This is a genomic window from Buchnera aphidicola (Drepanosiphum platanoidis) (assembly GCF_964020165.1).
Taxonomy (GTDB): domain Bacteria; phylum Pseudomonadota; class Gammaproteobacteria; order Enterobacterales; family Enterobacteriaceae; genus Buchnera_J; species Buchnera_J aphidicola_BL.
This window is the reverse complement of the sequence record NZ_OZ026537.1, coordinates 49878-69834: the sequence shown is the minus strand read 5'-3', so window position 1 is coordinate 69834 and position 19957 is coordinate 49878. Positions and strand designations below refer to the sequence as shown.

Annotated in this window: 14 protein-coding genes and 1 pseudogene; 6 read left to right on the top strand and 9 right to left on the bottom strand. The window is 19.4% G+C overall.

Translation table 11 applies throughout. The features are described from left to right. Window positions 1–227: 227 nt before the first annotated feature. The gene (pyk, locus tag AACL42_RS00285) at window positions 228–1667 is read left to right on the top strand and encodes a pyruvate kinase (protein ID WP_340147546.1); all 1440 of its coding nucleotides are present in this window, start codon (window positions 228–230) and stop codon (window positions 1665–1667) included. Window positions 1668–1768: 101 nt separating this feature from the next. Here the strand turns inward: pyk and aspS are convergent, their stop codons facing one another. From aspS to trxB, 3 genes are all read right to left on the bottom strand, one after another. Beyond that, window positions 1769–3505, bottom strand: a complete 1737-nt coding sequence (gene aspS / locus AACL42_RS00280; RefSeq protein ID WP_340147545.1) for an aspartate--tRNA ligase — start codon at window positions 3503–3505, stop codon at window positions 1769–1771. 66 nt (window positions 3506–3571) lie between these two features. Beyond that, the gene (gene infA / locus AACL42_RS00275) at window positions 3572–3790 is read right to left on the bottom strand and encodes a translation initiation factor IF-1 (RefSeq protein ID WP_340147544.1); all 219 of its coding nucleotides are present in this window, start codon (window positions 3788–3790) and stop codon (window positions 3572–3574) included. 53 nt (window positions 3791–3843) lie between these two features. Next, complete coding sequence (gene trxB / locus AACL42_RS00270) at window positions 3844–4806, bottom strand: thioredoxin-disulfide reductase (RefSeq protein WP_425333445.1); 963 nt, start codon at window positions 4804–4806, stop codon at window positions 3844–3846. 321 nt (window positions 4807–5127) lie between these two features. Between trxB and serS the strand changes: the two genes are divergently transcribed. The 5 genes and pseudogenes from serS (at window position 5128) to tpiA (ending at window position 11894) form a co-directional block, all read left to right on the top strand. Next, entirely contained in the window at window positions 5128–6435 is a 1308-nt protein-coding gene (gene serS / locus AACL42_RS00265) for a serine--tRNA ligase (protein WP_340147684.1), read from the top strand. A 178-nt stretch (window positions 6436–6613) separates the two neighbouring features. Beyond that, window positions 6614–7708: a 3-phosphoserine/phosphohydroxythreonine transaminase gene (gene serC, locus AACL42_RS00260; protein ID WP_340147542.1), complete on the top strand. Its 1095-nt coding sequence runs from the start codon at window positions 6614–6616 to the stop codon at window positions 7706–7708. A gap of 87 nt (window positions 7709–7795) precedes the next feature. Beyond that, window positions 7796–9085 carry a 3-phosphoshikimate 1-carboxyvinyltransferase gene (gene aroA / locus AACL42_RS00255; protein WP_340147541.1) on the top strand — a complete coding sequence of 430 codons (1290 nt, stop codon included), beginning with the start codon at window positions 7796–7798 and terminating at the stop codon, window positions 9083–9085. Window positions 9086–9400: 315 nt separating this feature from the next. Continuing rightward, window positions 9401–10948: pseudogene (gene rpsA, locus AACL42_RS00250) on the top strand (30S ribosomal protein S1); the annotation flags it as partial. Between the two features lie 151 nt (window positions 10949–11099). Further along, entirely contained in the window at window positions 11100–11894 is a 795-nt protein-coding gene (gene tpiA / locus AACL42_RS00245) for a triose-phosphate isomerase (protein WP_340147539.1), read from the top strand. 64 nt (window positions 11895–11958) lie between these two features. On the opposite strand, the gene pfkA is transcribed toward tpiA, so the two are convergent. The 6 genes from pfkA to AACL42_RS00215 form a co-directional block, all read right to left on the bottom strand. After that, the gene (gene pfkA / locus AACL42_RS00240; protein ID WP_340147538.1) at window positions 11959–12924 is read right to left on the bottom strand and encodes a 6-phosphofructokinase; all 966 of its coding nucleotides are present in this window, start codon (window positions 12922–12924) and stop codon (window positions 11959–11961) included. A gap of 69 nt (window positions 12925–12993) precedes the next feature. After that, window positions 12994–13683, bottom strand: coding sequence for a 2,3-diphosphoglycerate-dependent phosphoglycerate mutase (gene gpmA, locus AACL42_RS00235; RefSeq protein WP_340147537.1), 690 nt, complete (start codon window positions 13681–13683; stop codon window positions 12994–12996). A gap of 130 nt (window positions 13684–13813) precedes the next feature. Continuing rightward, window positions 13814–14950, bottom strand: coding sequence for a dihydrolipoyllysine-residue succinyltransferase (gene sucB, locus AACL42_RS00230; RefSeq protein WP_340147536.1), 1137 nt, complete (start codon window positions 14948–14950; stop codon window positions 13814–13816). 3 nt (window positions 14951–14953) lie between these two features. Next, entirely contained in the window at window positions 14954–17722 is a 2769-nt protein-coding gene (locus tag AACL42_RS00225; RefSeq protein ID WP_340147535.1) for a 2-oxoglutarate dehydrogenase E1 component, read from the bottom strand. Between the two features lie 38 nt (window positions 17723–17760). Then, window positions 17761–18504, bottom strand: a complete 744-nt coding sequence (locus tag AACL42_RS00220; protein ID WP_340147683.1) for a Nif3-like dinuclear metal center hexameric protein — start codon at window positions 18502–18504, stop codon at window positions 17761–17763. Then, entirely contained in the window at window positions 18497–19945 is a 1449-nt protein-coding gene (locus AACL42_RS00215; protein WP_340147534.1) for a deoxyribodipyrimidine photo-lyase, read from the bottom strand. Before AACL42_RS00215 ends, AACL42_RS00220 begins: the two co-directional genes overlap by 8 nt. Window positions 19946–19957: the final 12 nt, after the last annotated feature.

Sequence of the window (19957 nt, the reverse complement as noted above, 5' to 3'; positions counted from 1 at the left end):
TTATATATATAATTATATATATTTGTTTTAAATTTTTAAAATTTTTTAATAAAATAAAATATATATTAATAATATTTGTAAAATCGTTTAATCTTAGAATTAAAAATCTTTATTATTGTAAATAAGTAATATAAAATTATATTAATATTAATAAAAAATTAATTTTAAAAAAATATTTTTTAAAAAATGTTATTTTTATAAACATATAAAATAGGTATATAAAAAATTTGAAACGTTTAAGAAGAACTAAAATTGTAATTACTTTAGGACCATCTACAGATAAAATAGAAACATTAGAAAAAATAATTAACTCTGGAGTAGATGTGTTACGGTTAAATTTTTCTCATGGTAGTACAAATGATCATATTAAAAGATCTAAAAATGCTTTAAAAATTATAAAAAAAACTGGAAAAAATATTGCGTTATTAGCAGATTTACAAGGCCCTAAAATTAGAATTTCAAAATTTAAAAATAAAGTAGTTTTTTTAAAAAAAAATAAAAATTTTTTGTTAGATTATAAATTAAAAAATATTTTAGGAGATCATAAAAAAGTAGGTTTTAATTATAAAAATTTAACAAATGATATAAATGTAAATGATATTCTTTTATTAGATGATGGAAAGATTCAATTAAAAATATTTAGTGTTAAAAAATATCAAATTTTCTCAAAAATATTGATTGGTGGGAAATTATCAAATAACAAAGGAATTAACAAATTAGGAGGGGGTTTAAATGCGGGATCAATTACTTTAAAAGATAAAAATGATATTATTACGGCGGCTAAAATTAATGTAGATTATTTAGCTGTATCTTTTCCTAAATCTTCTAAAGATGTAGAAAAAGCAAGATTTTTAATGAGAAAAGCTGGAAGTTTAGCTAAAATTATTGCTAAAATTGAACGAGCTGAAGCAGTTAAGAATGATAGTGTTATAGAAGAAATAATTTTAGCTTCAGATGCAATTATGGTTGCAAGAGGAGATTTAGGAATTGAAATTGGAGATCCAGAATTGGCGGGAGTACAAAAAAAATTAATTCGAAGAGCTCGTCAATTGAATAGAGTAGTTATTACTGCTACTCAAATGATGGAGTCTATGATTTTAAATGCTACACCAACAAGAGCCGAAGTAATGGATGTTGCAAATGCAGTGTTAGATGGTAGTGATGCTGTAATGTTATCTGCTGAAACTGCTTCAGGGAAATATCCTTTAGAAACTATAAATTCAATGTCTAAAGTATGTATTGGAGCAGAAAAAGTTCCTAGTATTAACGTGTCAAGACATAGAATTAATATTTATTGTAGAAGTATTGAAGAAATTATTGCTATGTCTGCTATGTATTCTGCTAATCATTTAATTGGAGTAAAAGCTATTATTACATTAACTGCGTCTGGAAAAACAGCTTTAATTACTTCTAGAATTACTTCAGGTCTTCCAATATTTGCTTTATCTAACAATCATAAAACATTAAATTTAACAGCTTTATATCGAGGGGTTATACCTTTATACTTTAAAACAAATAAATCAGGATTAGTTGTATCGAAAAAAGCTATTTTATTATTAAAAAAAAAAAAATATTTATTAAAGGGAGATATTGTTATAGTTACCCAAGGAAATATTATGGGAATTAAAGGAACGACTAATACTGTTAGAATCTTAAAAGTTGAATAAATATATATAATTATAATTTTTAAAAAAATTTATTATAAAATATTTTTTTTAATAAGTTTTAATTTAAATTATAATTATATTATAATATTATAATAAATATTTTATAAAAATTTTAATCCAAAATCATTTAAATCAGTTTTTTTAATTTTATTTGGAGCATTTGTAGTTTTACAAACAGATGAAGTATTTTTTGGAAAAGCAATTGTATTTTTAATATTTTTTGTATTGTTTAATAACATAATTATTCTATCTAGCCCAAAAGCAATTCCTGCGTGAGGAGGTGTTCCATATTCTAAAGCTTTTAGAAAAAAATTAAAACTTTTTTTTTGTTTTTTTGAATTAATTCCAATCATCTTAAAAATTAATTCTTGCATTTTTCTGTTATTAATACGGACTGATCCTCCTCCTATCTCATGTCCATTTATTATTAAATCATATGAATCAGAAATTATTTTTTCAGGATTATTTTTTATGTCCTTTATATTATATTTTTTTAAAGGAGCTGTAAAAGGATGATGCATAGAAGATAAAATATCATTTTTTTTTTTTTTAAATAATGGAAATTTAGTAATCCAAATTGGACTCCATTTATTAGATTTTTTTTTTCTTATAACGTTTATAATTTTATTTCTTATTTCCCCAAATATTGTATAAATATTTTTTTTATTATTGCTTGCTAAAAATATTAAATCTTTATTTTTAGATTTATGTTTATTAATTATTTCTAATATACTTGATTTTCTTAAAAATTTTGAAAACTCTCCAAAAATAGAAAATTTTTTTAAAGAAAAATTTTTTATTTTTATAAATGTAATATTATTAATTTTATTTTTTTTAAAAAAATTAATAAATTTTTTTAAAATATTAATATGAACATTTGATCCTTTAGGGAATTTTAAAGAAATAATATGTTTAAAATTTTTTTTTAAGGAATAATGTTGAAATATTTTTTTTAAATTTATTAATTTAATGTTACAACGTAAATCTGGTTTTTCAGATCCAAATTTTTTGATAGATTTTTTAAAAGAAATTCGAGGAATTTTTTTTAATTTTACATTTTTTGTTTTTAACCAAATATCATGAATAATTTTTTCTGAAATTTTTATAATTTTTTTAGAGTTTACAAAAGAAGATTCAAGATCAATTTGAGTAAATTCAGGTTGTCTATTTGATCTTAAATCTTCATCTCTAAAACATTTTGCAATTTGATAATATTTGTCAATTCCTCCAATCATTAAAAGTTGTTTAAAAATTTGAGGAGATTGAGGTAATGCATAAAAATTTTTTTTTTTAATACGACTAGGAACTAAATAATCTCTAGCTCCTTCTGGTGTTGATTTAGTTAAAACAGGTGTTTCTACATTTAAAAATTTATTTTTATACATAAAATTTGTTATTATATGAATAACTTTATTTTTAGTTTTTAAATTTTTTATAATTTTTTTATTAATTCTTATATCTAAATATCTAAATTTTAAATTTATTTTTTTTGTTTTTTTGTTATCTACATTAAATGGAAATTTTTTAGATTTATTGTATATTTTCAATTTTTTAGCATATATTTCAAATTTTCCTGTTTTAACATTTAGATTTCTATTATTTTGAGATCTTTTTTTAACAAATCCTGAAACTTTTATACAAAATTCATTTCTTAAAGATTGAGCTAAACTAAAAATTTTTTTATTTGTATTATTAAAAACAACTTGAATAAATCCTGTATTATCTCTAATATTAATAAATATTATTTTTCCAATATTTCTATATTTACTAATCCATCCATAACATGAAATATTTTTATTAATGTCATAATTATCAATTTTTCCACATTTTTTTCTCATTTTTATCCTAAAATATATTTTATTAATTTTAATCTATTAATTTTAATTTTTTTAAAAAATATTTTCTTATCTACTTCTAAATGTAATTCTTCCTTTTGTTAAGTCATAATGAGTTAACTCTACAGTAACTTTATCACCAGTTAATATTCTAATATAATTTTTTCTCATTTTACCTGAAATATGAGCAATAATTATATGATCATTTTCTAATTTTACTTTAAAAGTTGTATTTGGTAAAGTATCTATAACAATTCCTTGCATTTCGATAATTTTTTCTTTAGACATAATATTTTATTCTCATAATTAAGATTTAACAAAATTTTATTTTTTATAATTTTTTATATTGAATTTAAATATTTTTCTGCATCTAGTGCAGCAATACACCCACTTGCAGATGCTATAATTGCTTGTTTATAAGTGTTGTTTATAACATCTCCAGCCGCAAAAATTCCTTTTATATTTGTTTGAGAAATATATTTTTTTGAATACTTTTTTGTAATTATATAATTATTTTTCATATCTATTTGATTTTTAAACAAAGAAGTATTTGGAATATTTCCAATAGCAATAAATATGCCATTAATTAAAATTTTCAATTTTTTTTTAGAATTTTTTTTAATATATTTTTGAATTAATATACCTGATATTAAATTATTATTTTTTAAAATTTTTTTTACTATATAATTTTTATATAAAAAAATTTTTTTTTTTTTTACTTTGTTTAAAAGTTTTTTAAGTAAAATATTTTCAGCTGTAAAATATTTTCTTCTATGAACTAAATGTACAGATTTAGCAATTTTAGATAAATATAAAGCTTCTTCAACTGCGGTATTTCCCCCTCCTATAACAGCAACTTCTTTATTTTTATAAAAAAATCCATCACATATAGCGCAAGTAGAAATCCCCTTTCCTAAATATTCTTTTTCTAATGCGATGTTTAAAAATCTTGGTGAAGAGCCTGTAGATAAAATAATTGAATTAGCAAAATATTTTTTTTTATTTTCTCCAATTAATTCAAAAGGTTTTTTCTTAAAGTTTACGCTTTTAATATGATCCATGATAATTTTTACTTTAAATTTTAATATTTGTTTTTTCATATTTTTCATTAACGTAAAACCTGTTAGTTTTTTATAACTTCCTGGCCAATTTTCTATATTATTAGTTTGAGTAAGTTGCCCTCCAACTAAATTTCCTGTAATAAGTATAGGATTTAAATTAGCTCTAGCAAGATATAATGCAGAAGTATATCCTGATGGACCAGATCCAAGAATTAAAACTTTTTTTTTTTTTTTCATTTTTATAAAAATATTTAAGATTAATTTTGAGTTTAAACAATATAAAAATTTTTTAAAAATTTTTAATTAAAAAAATTGTAGTATATTAAATTAAAAATTATTACAATTAAAAATAAATTTAATAAAATTATACTTTATTTTAAGTTATTTTTCTAAATTTTAAAAAATTATTTTTTATATTTTTAGATTATTTGTTTTTAATAATTAATTTAAATAATTAAAAATTGTAAATAAATAATTAATTACTTTAATTAAAAAAATTATATATCAATAATAACTTAATTTTTTTAAATTTTTAATTTTTTTTTGAACGGAATTAATTTACCTATGATAGATTACAAAATGTTAAAAAAATATCCTGAAATTTTTAAAAAAAAATTATATTTAAAAAATTTTAATTTGGATGTTTCAAAATTTTTAAGATTAGAAAAAAATAGAAAATATATTCAAATTAAAACTGAAAATTTAAGATTTCAACAAAAAAATTTGTCAAAATCTATTTCTAATATTAATTTATCAATAAAAAAAAAGAATAAAATTCGAAAAATTTTAATAGAATTAAGTGACAAATTTACTTTATTTAAAAAAAAATTATCTAAAGTAAAGAATAAAATTTATAAATATATGTCTTATATTCCTAATATTCCATCATTAGATACACCTAAAGGAATTAAAAAGTCTAATAATAAAAAAATATTTTCATGGGGTAAAAAAAAAAAATTCAATTTTTTAGTAAAAAATCATGTAGAATTAGGTGAGTCAATACAAGGTTTTGATTGGAAAGTTGCTTCAAAAATTTCAAATTCAAAATTTGCTATTATTAAAGGAAAATTAGCTTTTTTACATAGAGCGTTAGGTCAATTTATGATAGATTTTCATATAGAAAATCATGGTTATCAAGAATTTTATGTTCCATATTTAGTTAATGAGTCAAGTATTTTTGGGACAGGTCAACTACCTAAATTTTATAAAAATCTTTTTTGTATAAAAAAAATTATTAAAAATAATTTAAAAAAATTACATAAAGAAAAAAAATATTTTTTAATTCCTACAGCTGAAGTATCTTTAACAAATATTGCAAAAGATAAAATATTTAAAGAACATGAACTTCCAATGATGTGTATTTCAAAAACTCCATGTTTTAGATCTGAATCTAAAAATTATGGAAAAAATAATAAAGGGTTAATTAGAAATAATCAATTTGAAAAAGTAGAATTAGTAAAGTTTGTGCATCCAAAACATTCGTTTTTAAGTTTAGAAAAATTAACTGAACATGCAGAAAAAATTTTACAAGTTTTAGAATTACCGTATAGAAAAATATTGTTGTGTTCAGGTGAATTAGGCTTTTCTTCTTTTAAAACATATGATTTAGAAGTATGGTTTCCATCAATAAAAAAATATCAAGAAGTATCTTCTTGTTCTAATATGATTGATTTTCAAGCACGCAGAATAAATGCTAAATATTTTGATATAAAAAAAAAAAAAAATTGTTATATTCATACTTTAAATGGGTCAGGTTTAGCTGTAGGAAGAACTTTAGCTGCTATTCTAGAAAATAATCAAAATTCTAATGGAAGTATTAATATACCTAAAGTATTATGTAAAAGATATATGAAAGGCATGAAGAAAATATAATTGATAATTTATACTACATTTATTATTTATTAAATTTTTTTTAAAAATAATATTTAATTAATAAAAAATTATTAACAAAATTTTAAAAAAATTAATTTTTAAGATTTTATAAAATAAATATTTATTTTATAAAAGTTTTAAATATTTTTAAACAAAATTTTAGAAAAATTGGTGAAAAATGTTCAAAACTTATAATTTTAGCGCTGGACCTGCTATGTTACCTAAAACAGTAATGCGTAAAGCTCAAAAAGAATTTTTAAATTGGAAGAATACAGGATTTTCAGTTATTGAAATTAGTCATAGAAGCAAAAATTTTTATAATACTATTAAAAATGCAGAAAAAATTTTAAGAAAATTATTAAAAATTTCAGAAAAATATGCAGTTTTATTTTGTCATGGAGGTGCAAGAGGTCAATTTTCTACTATTCCTATGAGTTTTATTCATAACAATTATGAAAAAGCCGATTATATTAATAGTGGTTATTGGTCAAAAAGTGCATTTTTAGAAGCTAAAAAATATTGCAATGCAAATAAAATAAATGTTAAACAATTAAAAAAAAATAAAAAAATTATAATTCCAATGAAAAAGTGGAAATTAAATAATGAATCAAAGTATGTTCATTATTGTCCTAATGAAACTATAGAAGGAATTTCAATTTATGAAGAACCTAATTTTTTTTCAAAAAAAATAATTATAGGAGATTTTTCTTCTACATTATTATCTAGAGTTATTAATATTAATAAATATTCTTTAATTTATGCTGGAGCTCAAAAAAATATAGGACCTTCAGGAATTACTTTAATTATTTTAAAAAAAAATTTGATTAAAAATATTAATAATAAAATTGTTCCATCAATTTTAAATTATAGTACTTTACTAGAGAATGAATCTTTATTTAATACACCTACAACATTTTCTTGGTATTTATCTGGATTAGTTTTTAAATGGTTAAAAAAAATAGGAGGATTAAAAAAAATTCAAAAAATTAATAGTAAAAAATCAAATTTATTATATAACACTATAGATAAAAGTGATTTTTATTTTAATAATGTAGGAAAAAAAAATCGATCAAAAATGAATATAGTTTTTAATACACCTAACGAAAAATTAGATAATTTGTTTATACAAGAATCTGAAAAAAAAGGATTATTTTTTTTAAAAAATCATTATTTAATAGGAGGCTTAAGAGCGTCTATATATAATTCTATGCCTTTTAAAGGTGTTAAAAAATTAGTTAAATTTATGATTTTTTTTGAAAAAATTTACGGTTAATTTTAAATATAAGATATTATGTTACATTCTAAATATTATTAAAATTTTTATAAAAATTTTTATAAATTTTAAATTAGAGCAAATATTATGAAAGATAAATTATTATTAAAATCTGTAAAAGTGGTAAATGGAGTAATTAATTTACCTGGTTCAAAAAGCATTACTAACCGAGCATTATTATTATCATCAGTATGTAAAGGAACTACTTGTCTTAAAAATATGTTATATAGTGATGATGTAAAATATATGTTAAAAGCATTAACTAAATTAGGAATACAATATAATTTTAAGAAAAAAAAAAAAATTTGTTATGTTCAGGGTATAGGAAAAAACTTTTTTAAAATAAACAAAATTTCTTTATTTTTAGGAAATTCTGGAACTTCAATTCGATTTTTATTATCAATGTTATCGTTAGAAAAAAATAATATTATTTTAACAGGTAATAAAAGAATGAAAGAAAGACCAATAAAACATTTAGTAGATGCTTTAATTCAAGGAGGTGCAAAAATAAAATATTTAGATGAACAAGGCTATCCATCTATTCTTACTAAAGGAAATTTTATAGGAGGAAAAATTTTTTTAAATGGAAATATTTCTAGTCAATTTTTAAGTTCTTTATTAATGTCAGCTCCATTATCTAAAAAAAATACTAAAATTTATATTAAAAATTTGTTAGTTTCTAAGCCTTATATTGATCTTACGATTAATATAATGAAATCATTTGGAGTGAAAATTATTAATAATGAATATAAAAGTTTTTATATTAAAGGTTCTCAACAATATATATCACCAAAAAATTATTTTATAGAAGGTGATGCTTCTTCAGCATCTTATTTTTTAGCAGCTGCAGCTATTAAAGGGGGGCAAGTTAAAGTAAAAGGAATTGGAAAAAATAGTATTCAAGGAGATATAAAATTTTGCAATGTATTAAAAAAAATGGGAGCTTATATTAAAATTAAAAAGAATTATATTATATGTAAAAAAAAAAAAAATATATTAAATAAAATTGATATGGATTTTAATGATATACCTGATGTTGCAATGACTGTAGTAATTTTAGCTTTAAAAGCAAAAAAAGTTTCTTATATTAGGAATATATATAATTGGAGAGTAAAAGAAACAGATAGATTATTTGCTATTTCAACTGAATTAAAAAAACTAGGAGTAAAAATATTTGAAGGATTAGATTTTATAGGAATTACTCCAACTAAAAAATTAAATCATGTAAATATAGAAACTTATGATGATCATAGAATTGCAATGTGTTTTTCTCTAATTTCTTTATTTAATTGTGATGTTACTATTTTAAAACCAAATTGTGTAAAAAAAACTTTTCCAAAATATTTTTCAAAACTTCAATCTATATTTTACTATTAAATAATTAATCATTAAATAAATTATAAAAAATAAAATTTTATTAATAAAATTAATTCAAAAATTTTTAACAAATATTTTTTTAAAATATTATCTTTATTTAAAAAAATGTTATATATTAGTTATTAATTTAATTTTTTTTTATTTTTTTTATTAGATAAATTTAAAATAAATATTTTTTAAAATTTTAAATTATTAAAATTATAATAATTTTTTTTCATTCTTTAAAAAGGATTTCAAAAGACATTATTTATATATATTTTTTAAGAATAGGATGCTTAATAAAATGTTATTACACATATTTTAAGTTGATTAATTATGACTGAATCTTTTAAAAAGTTATTTAATGATTCTTTAAAAAAAATTAATACAGCCCCAGGATCTATAATAAAATGTAAAATTTTAAAAATAGAAAAAGATTTTGTATTAGTTGATGCTGGATTAAAATCAGAGTCAGAAATTCCAATAATTCAATTTAAAAAAAAAAATGGAGATTTAGAAATAAAAATAGGAGATAAAATTGACGTTTCTTTAGATGCTATAGAGGATGGCTTTGGAGAAACTTTATTATCGAGAGAAAAAGCTAAAAGACATGAATCTTGGATTTTTTTAGAAAAAGCAAATAAAGAATTTACTACAGTTTTTGGTTTGATTAATGGAAAAGTAAAAGGTGGATTTACAGTTGAGATAAATGATATAAGAGCTTTTTTACCAGGTTCTTTAGTAGATATTAGACCAATTAAAGAAACTTCTTATATTGAAGGAAAAATTTTAGAATTTAAAGTAATTAAATTAGACAAAAAAAGAAATAATGTAGTGGTTTCTAGAAGAGCAGTAATAGAAATAGAAAACAAAGCAGAACGAGATCAGTTATTAAATAATTTAAAAGAAGGATTACAAATAAAAGGAATAGTAAAAAATTTAACTGATTACGGAGCATTTATAGATTTAGGAGGAGTTGATGGACTTTTACATATCACAGATATGGCATGGAAAAGAGTCAAACATCCTAATGAAATAGTACAAATTGGAGAAGAAATTTCAGTTAAAGTACTAAAATTTGATAGAGAAAAAATTAGAGTTTCATTAGGTTTAAAACAATTAAGTGAAGATCCATGGTGTAATATTGTTAATAAATATCCTGAAAAATCTAAAATTAAAGGCAAAGTAACAAATTTAACTGATTATGGATGTTTTGTAGAAATTCAAGAAGGAATTGAAGGATTAGTTCATGTTTCTGAGATGAATTGGACTAATAAAAATATTCATCCTTCAAAAGTAGTAGTTTTAAATGAAATTATAGAAGTGGTCGTATTGAATATAGATGAAAAAAGAAGAAGAATTTCGTTAGGTTTGAAACAATGTACTGAAAATCCTTGGACAATTTTCTCTAAAATAAATAAAAAAGGATCAAAAGTTATCGGTAAAATTAAATCTATTACAGATTTTGGAATTTTTGTAGGATTAAAAGATGGAATTGATGGATTAATTCATTTATCTGATATTGACTGGAAAATTCCAGGTGAAGAAGCTATTAAAAAATATAAAAAAAATGATGTGATTAAATCAGTATTATTGCAAGTAGATTCAGAACGTGAAAGAATTTCACTTGGATTAAAACAATTAAATAAAGATCCTTTTAGAAAATATGTTGCAATGCATAAAAAGAATTTATCTATTGTTGTAAAAATAAAAAAAGTAAATATTAAAAAAAAATTTTTAATGGTTAAAATAGATAATTTTATGAAAGGAATTTTAATTCTTGATAAAGAAATGAAAAAAAATATTTTAGAGAAAACATTAACTTTCAAAGTAGATGATTTAATTAAAGTTAATATTAAAAGTGTTGATAGAAAAAAAAATATTTTATATTTAAATTTTATAAAAATAAAATAAAAAAAATAAATATTAAAAAAACTAACTTTTATATTATATAAAATTTTTAATTTAAGAATTAAATTTTTTTATTTTTTTTAATTATTAAAAACTTTAAAACAAACAATTATTAAAACAAATTATGAAAAAAATAACTATTATAGGAAATTGGAAATTAAATGGAACTAAAAATTTAGTAAAAAAATTTTCTAAAAAAATTAATCTAAAATTTAAAAAATATTCTAAATTTATTAATATTGTCTTATCTCCTCCATATGTATATATTGATAGAATGAGAAAAAAAATAAAAGATAAAAAAAATATTTTTTTAGGATCTCAAAATACTGATCTAAGAAAATCTGGAGCATATACTGGAGAAATTTCTGTTAATATGCTAAAAGATATTGGAGTAAAATATATTTTTATAGGTCATTCTGAAAGAAGAATATACCATAAAGAAAATAATAAAAAAATTTCTAAAAAATTTAAAATAGTTAAAGAAAATAAATTAATTCCTATTTTATGCATTGGAGAAACTAAAAAAGAAAAAAAATATAAATTAACAAAAGTTATATTAAAGAAACAAATAAAAAAAATTTTTAATCTTTGTGGAAAAAATGCGTTTAAAAATTCTTATATAGCATATGAACCAGTATGGGCTATTGGATCTGGGAAAAGCGCTTCTATTAAAGATATTAATAAAGTTCATCAATTTATCAAAGATTATATATTCAAAAAAAGTAAAATAAATAATAATTATAAAAAAAATTTTTATATCCAATATGGTGGATCTGTAACAGAAGATAATGCATTAGAAATAATTTCACAAAAAAATGTTGATGGTTTATTAATTGGAGCTAATTCTTTAAATTATAAAAAATTTTTAAAAATTATAGATATAGTTTATAAATATTATAAAAATAAATATAATGTGTAAAATGTATAAAATATATAAAAAATTTATAAACTATTTCTTAATAAATTAATATAATAACAAAAATTTAATATAATTTTTTTGACATATAAAACAACTTTTTTTTAAATTTTTTTTTTCTTTTTTTTAACATATATTTAATATTATGATGAATAATTTTATTTTTTTTTATTCCAATACATACTCCAAAAATATTTTTTTTTAATAAATTGTTAATAGAATAAAATCCCATTCTAGATGCTAAAATTCTATCATAAGATACAGGAGAACCTCCTCTTTGCACATGACCTAAAACAGTTGTTCGAGTTTCTCTATTAGTTTTATTTTCAATATATTTGGCTAATTTTTTAGTATTGCAAATATGCTCAGTAATCGCAATTACTATATGTTTTTTTTCTTTTTTAATAATTCTTTTTATTTTTTTTAATAATTTTTGTTTTTTATATTTAATTTCCGGAATAACAATTAATTCGCATCCTCCTGCAATTGCTGAATATAATGTTAAATCACCACAATTTCTTCCCATAATTTCTACAATAGAAATTCTTTTATGGGAAGAAGATGTATCTCTAATTTTATCAATTGACTGAACTACAGTTTCTAAAGCAGTATAGTATCCTATACTATAATCTGTACCTACAACATCATTATCTATTGTTCCTGGAATACAAATACATGGGAATTTCATTTTTTTTAAAGAATTTGCTCCTAAATAAGTTCCATTACCACCAATAACTATAAGTGCTTTTATACCTTTCTTTTTCATATTATGTATAGCAAGTTTCTGTTTATTTTTATTATGAAATTTTAGATAACGAGTAGAACCTAAAAAGGTTCCTCCTTTATTAATTAAATTAGAAACATTTTTTTTATTTAATTCAATTGTATTATTTTTACATAAACCTAAATAACCTTCTAAAAATCCGACTACTTTTATATTATTATTAACTGCAGTTCGAACAATACTTCTAATAGCAGCATTCATACCAGGGGAATCTCCCCCGCTAGTTAATATACCAATTTTATTAATCATTTTAAAAATATCCATCTAAAATTAATTTAAAATTTTTTATTATTTACAATATATAAAATATAAATTTTATTATAAAAAATAATATTTTATAGGGTTAAATGATTCATCAAATTCATAAATTATAGGAATACCTGTTGGAATATTAAGATCTGGGAATTTTTTATCATTAATATTTGCCAAAAATTTAATTAATGCTCGCAATGAATTACCATGTGCAACAACAAGAATTTTTTTATTTTTTTTAAATTTTGGAAGAATTATTTTATTCCAATATGGTAATACTCTTTTTAAAGTTAATTCAATGCTTTCATTAGTAGGTACTTGAGATTTTTTTAATTTATCGTATCTTTTATCATATCCTGAAAATTTATGCTTAGATATAATCATTTTTGGTGGCACAGAATGATAACTTCTTCTCCAGGCAACAATTTTTTTTTTTCCATATGTATCAATAACAGATTCTTTATTTAAACCCTGTAAATCTCCATAATGTCTTTCATTAAGCCTCCAAGTTTTTTTAACTTCTAACCAAGGTTGATTTAATTGATCTAATACTTTCCAAACAGTATGTATAGCTCTTTTTAAAACAGAAGTATATACTTTGTCAAAAAAAAAATTATTTTTTCTTAATAATGATCCAGCTAATAACGCTTCTTTTTTTCCTTTATTAGTTAAATTAACATCATACCATCCAGTAAATTTATTTTTAAGATTCCATTTACTTTCTCCGTGTCTTAAAAACACTATTTTATTTTTCAAAATTTTTTTTCCTTTTTTATAATTTAAATTTTAAATTTTATTTATTTTAATATTTTACTATACTTAAAGCTCAATTTCTATAATTAAGTATAATTAAAATTTTTATTATTTTATATAAATAATAAAAATTTTAATTTTCAAATAAAATAAAAGTAAAATCTTCTAATATATCTTTAATTTTTTTTAAAAATCCAATAGATTCTTTACCATCAATGATTCTATGATCATAAGATAATGATAAATATGACATAGGACAAATTTTTACAACATTGTTAACTGCTATTGGTCTATTTTGAATAACATTTATCCCTAATATAGCAGATTGAGGAGGATTAATTATTGGAGTAGAAAAAAGAGACCCAAAAACTCCTCCGTTAGTAATAGTAAAAGTACCACCTGATAGTTCTTTAAGCGTTAATTTTCCTGAGTTTCCTTGATTTACAAAATATTTTATTTTTTTTTCTATTTCTAACATTTTTAAAAAATTTGCATTTTTAATTACGGGAGCAATTAAACCTCTAGAAGTAGAAACTGCAATATTTATATCAATATCTTTATAATATATAATATTATTGTTTTCATCAATCATAGAATTAATTTCAGGATATTTTTTTAATGCTTCGGATACAGCTTTTATATAAAAGGACATAAAACCTAATTTTATTTCAAATTTTTTTTGAATTTTATTTTGATATTTGTTTCTAATTTTAATAACATTTTTCATATTAACTTCATTAAATGTTGTTAACATTGCCATATTTTTTTGAGCTTCTAAGAGTCTTTCTGAAATTTTTACTCTTAAACTAGACATAGGAACAATTTTATTGATTTTAATATTTTCTTTTTTTTGAATATTTTTATTTTTATTACATATATTTTTATTCAATTTTTTTTTTATATTTTTTTTTTTAACATCTAAAAAATTTTTTTTATTATTTCTTCGAACTGAAGGGCTTAAAGTATTTATTTCAATAGTTTTAATTTTTTTTTTATTTAACAAAATATGTTTATTTTTTTCATTATTTTCAAGTTCTATATTTGCTAAAATTTGTTTTGAAACTACTATGTTACCTTCTTTTTCTAAAACATTTTTTAAAATTCCAGATTTTGGAGCTGACACTTCTATTATAATTTTATCAGTTTCAACTTCTAATAATAATTCATTTTTAATTACTTTTTCTCCAACTGATTTATACCATTTTATTATTTTTGCATTATTTACAGATTCTGGCAGATTTGGTACTATAACTTGTTTTATCTTCTTCATATATTAAACTCCATAATTTTTATTCTTCAAATTTTTTTTTAATGCATAAAAAATAATTTTATTTTGTTCTTTTTCATGAATTTTAAAATTACCTGTAGCGGTAGAAGATGAACTTTTACGACTAATACAAAATATTTTTTTTGAGATAAATTTAAAATATTTTGAGAAAATATTATTAACATATATCCAGGCTCCTTGATTTCTTGGTTCTTCTTGACACCATATAATTTTTTTAACATGAATATATTTTTTTAATATTAATAATATTTTTTTTATAGGAAATGGATAAATTTGTTCAATTCTTATTAAAAGAACATTTTTATTATTTTTTTTTAAATTAAAATCATAATATATCTTTCCTGAGCAAAAAATAATTCTATCTATTTTACGTTTATCAATAATTTTATCTTTTATAATGGTTTGAAATTTTTTAGTAGACAAATCTAAAAAAGAAGATTTTGCTAAAGGATTTCTTAAGAAAGATTTAGGTGTAAGAATAATTAATGGTTTTTTTACATTTTTATAAACATAATTTCTTAAAGCATGAAACATTTGTGATGGTTTTGTCGGAATTATAATAATTACATTATTATTAGCACACATTTGCAGATATCTTTCTAATCTACATGATGAATGTTCAGGGCCTTGACCTTCATAGCCATGAGGTAAATATAAAACTATACTTGAGTATTGGTTCCACTTTTTTTCTCCTGAAAAAATAAACTGATCAAAAACTACTTGGGCTACATTTGAAAAATCTCCAAATTGCGCTTCCCAAATATTTAATATATTATGATTATTTAAACTATATCCATATTCAAATGCTAATATTGCTTCTTCAGAAAGAGCGGAATCCCAAATAAAAAAATTATTATTATGATTTTTAACAAAATTTTGTAAAGGAATAAAAATGTTTCCATTATTTTGATCATGGATAAAACATTGTCTATGAAAAAATGTACCCCTACTTACATCTTCTCCTGAAATTCTAATAGATAACCCATCATTTAATAAAGAAGCATAAGTTAAATTTTCAATTGCACCCCAATCAAAATAAACATTTTTTTTTTTATGATATAATCTATTTTGATAAATTTTTTTTACTAAATGATGAATTTCTATATTTTTTGGCAAAGTATTTATTTTTTTAGAAATTTTTTTTAATTTATTAATATCAATTATTTTATTTATATTAATATTATGTATACATTTATTTTTTTTTATATTAGTATTTTTTTCTATAAATCGTAAAGATTTATATTTTAAAGTTATAGAACTATTTTTTTTTAGTTCATTTTTATAAATTTTAGAAATTTTTAAAAAATAATTATTTTTTAAAAAATATTTTTTTTTTAAATAACAAAAATATTTTTTAGAAATTGATTTTTGATGTTTAATTCTTTTATACATCATAGGTTGTGTTACTGATGGTTCGTCAGATTCATGATGTCCATGTTTTCTATATCCTATTAAATTAATACAAATATCTTTATTAAATTTTTGTCTATAATCAACTGCTAATTTTATCATTGCTATACATGAGTTTGGATCATTTGCATTTACATGTAAAATTGGAGAATCTATCATTTTCATAATGTTTGTGCAATGTAAACTAGATCGTGAATCTGTAATTTTTGAAGTAGTAAATCCAATTTGATTATTCACAACAATATGAATAGATCCTCCTATGTGATAACCTGAAGTTTGAGAAATATTTAAAGTTTCTTGTATAACTCCTTGAGCAATAAAAGAAGCATCTCCATGAATTACAACAGGTAAAATGGAATTCTTATTTTTGTTAAAAGAATCTAAATATGCTCTAGCATAACCCATTACAACAGGTGTAATAATTTCTAAATGTGAAGGATTATATTGTAAATTTAAATTTATGTCTCCATATTTAGTTTTTATGATTGAAGAATAACCTAAATGATATTTTACATCATCTACATCTTTAAAATTATTAGAAAATTCTTTAAAAATTTTATAAGGAGATTTTCCCATTATATTAATTAAGAAATTTAATCTTCCTCTATGTGGCATACCAAAAAATATATTTTTAACATTATTTTTAGAGGAATAAGATATTAATTCATGAATCATAGGAATTAACACATCACATCCTTCTAGAGAAAATCTTTTATATCCTGGATATTTTATATGAATATATTCTTCTAAAAATTTTGTAAAAATTAAAGAATTTAAAATATATTTTTTGTTTTTAAAATTATTTTTATAATTTTTTTTAGAAGACAAAATTTTTTTATGAAACCATTTTTTTTCTTTTGAATTTTCAATATGAAAATATTCATAACCAATAAATTTGCAATATTTTTTTTTTAAAAAATTATATAATTCACCAACATTTTTAAATTTAATTGTTGAATTAAAAATATTTTTTATTTTAATTTTTTTTTTTTTTTCTTTAGAATTAAAAAAAAATTTTTTTAAATTTAAGCTATTTTTTTCAAAATTTTTTATTTTTTTTAAAGGATCAAGATTAGCATATAAATATCCTTTTTTATAAAATTTTTTTAATAAATTAAAAATTTTTTGAGAAAAATTTTTTGTTTTAATACAAAAATTATCTATTTTATTTATTTGTTTTTTTTTTTTTACGTCTTGTGATATGTTAAAAATATAGTTTTTATTTTTTTTTAATTTATTTTTTTTTTTTTTTTTAATTTTTGTATTAAGTTTTTCAAAATATTCTTGATTAGTAAAATTCATCCAATATTTTTTTAAATTTTTAGAAATTTTATTTTTTTTCATTTTGTTTTACTCTTTCAGAAATAAATAATATATATTTTTTATACTGGATTTGGAATATTTATAAATTCAATATTTATTTGTACTTTTTTTTTAATCCATTTACTTAAAGATTTTATTCCTCCAATTTCAGATGCATGATGACCAATTGAAAAAAAATGAATTTTTGATTCTATTGCAGAATGAGTAGTTTCTTCTGAAACTTCCCCAGTTAAATAAGCATCTACACCAAATTTTATTGCTTGATCTATAAATTTTTGACCTTTTCCACTACACCATCCAATTTTTTTTATTTTAGATTTTATATTATCGTGTATATATAAAGGCTTTCTATTAAATTTATCAAAAATTTTTTTACAAAATTTTATTCCAGATATTTTTTTTTTTAAAATTCCCCACCAAACATATGAAGAAATTTTTCCTTTAATAATAATATTTAATTTTTTTCCAAGTTGAGTGTTATTTCCTAGTTTTTTATGTAAATCTAAAGGCAAATGCCAACAATATAAATTTATATTTTTTGAAAAAATTAGGCGTAATCTATTTTTTGTTATTTTATCAATAATTATTTTTTTATTGTTCCAAAAATAACCATGATGAACTATAATTGCTTGAGCTTTTTTTTTAATTGCAATATTTATTAATTTTTTAGAAGCTGTTACCCCTGTAATTATTTTTTTTATTTGAGATTGACCTTCTATTTGTAAACCGTTAAATATTTGATCTTTATAATTTTTTGATTTTAATTTTTTATTAATTAAATTTTCTAACTTTCGATTATTTATCATGTTTTTTAAATTTTAAATTTTTAAATATTAATAAATTTGTTTTTGAACTTTTTTTATAATTAATAATAAAATGTGGATATTTTGTAAAAATATTTTTTTTTTTAAGCCAATTATGAGGGTTATGAATAAACTTTTTTGGAACAATTTTAATTTCAGGAATATATTTTTTTATAAATTTTCCAGTAGGATCTATTTTTTTTGATTGAATAAAAGGATTAAAAGTTCTTACATAAGGAACAAAATCTGTTCCTATAGAAGTAATCCATTGCCAGTTTCCATTATTAATTATAAAATCTCCATCAATTAATTGAGACAAAAAATATTCTTCTCCTTTTTTCCAATTTAAAAATAAATTTTTTACTAAAAAATTGGCACTAATCATACGTAATCTATTATTAATCCATCCAGTTTTATTCAATTTTCTCATACTAGCGTCAATTATAGGATATCCTGTATTTCCTAACTTCCATAATTTAAAAATTTTTTTATTTTTAGACCAAATAATTTTTTTTTGTCTAAGATTTATTGAAAATCCTTGAGATATTTTTTCATAATGATAAAATAAATAATAATAAAATTCTCTCCATATTAATTTTTCTAACCATTTATTTTTTTGTAAATTTGTAAAATTATTTATATGTATTATACCATAATGTAAACATTGCCTAATAGATATTAGGCCTAATGATAAAAAAGCAGAAATTTTACTAGAACATTTTTCAAATAATATTTTTTTTTTTTTTAATTTTTTTTGATTAAAATTATTTTTTTTTAAAAAGTTAATTAATTTTTTTATAATTATTTTTTCCAAAATTAAATTTTTACAAAAATTAAAATTTTTAAAAAAATTAAAATTATTTTTATTTTTAATCAAAGAAAAAAAAATATTTTTTTTAGGTTTAACTACTATTTTAATAGGATTTTTTTTTAAAAATTTTAATACATTTTTTTTAAAAAATGAAAATTTTTTATATCTTTTTTTAATTTTAGTAAATATTAAATTAGGATCAATTAGTGTATTATCATAAAATCCAATCATTTTAATATTTTTTTTTTTCAAAATTTTTGAAATTAATAAATCTCTTTTTTTTTCATTAAATTCAAATTGATAATCATAAAAAACTTTTTTTATAAAATTTTTTTTACAAAAACGTTTTAAATATTTTATAGATTGATGAAAATCTGTTAAAGTTTTTAAAAAAAAATTAATATTTAGTTTTTTTAATTCTTTATTTAAATAAAATAAACTTTTATATATTAAATTTATTTTTCTATATGAAATATTATGTATATTCCATTGTATTGGAGTAGCAATAAATAAAGCTATCATTTTTATTTTTTTTTTTAATGAATTTTTATAAGCATTATGAAAAGTTAAATTATCTCTAATTCTTAAATTATTTCTAAACCAAACTAAATTGACATTTTTAAAATTCATAATTATTTTTTA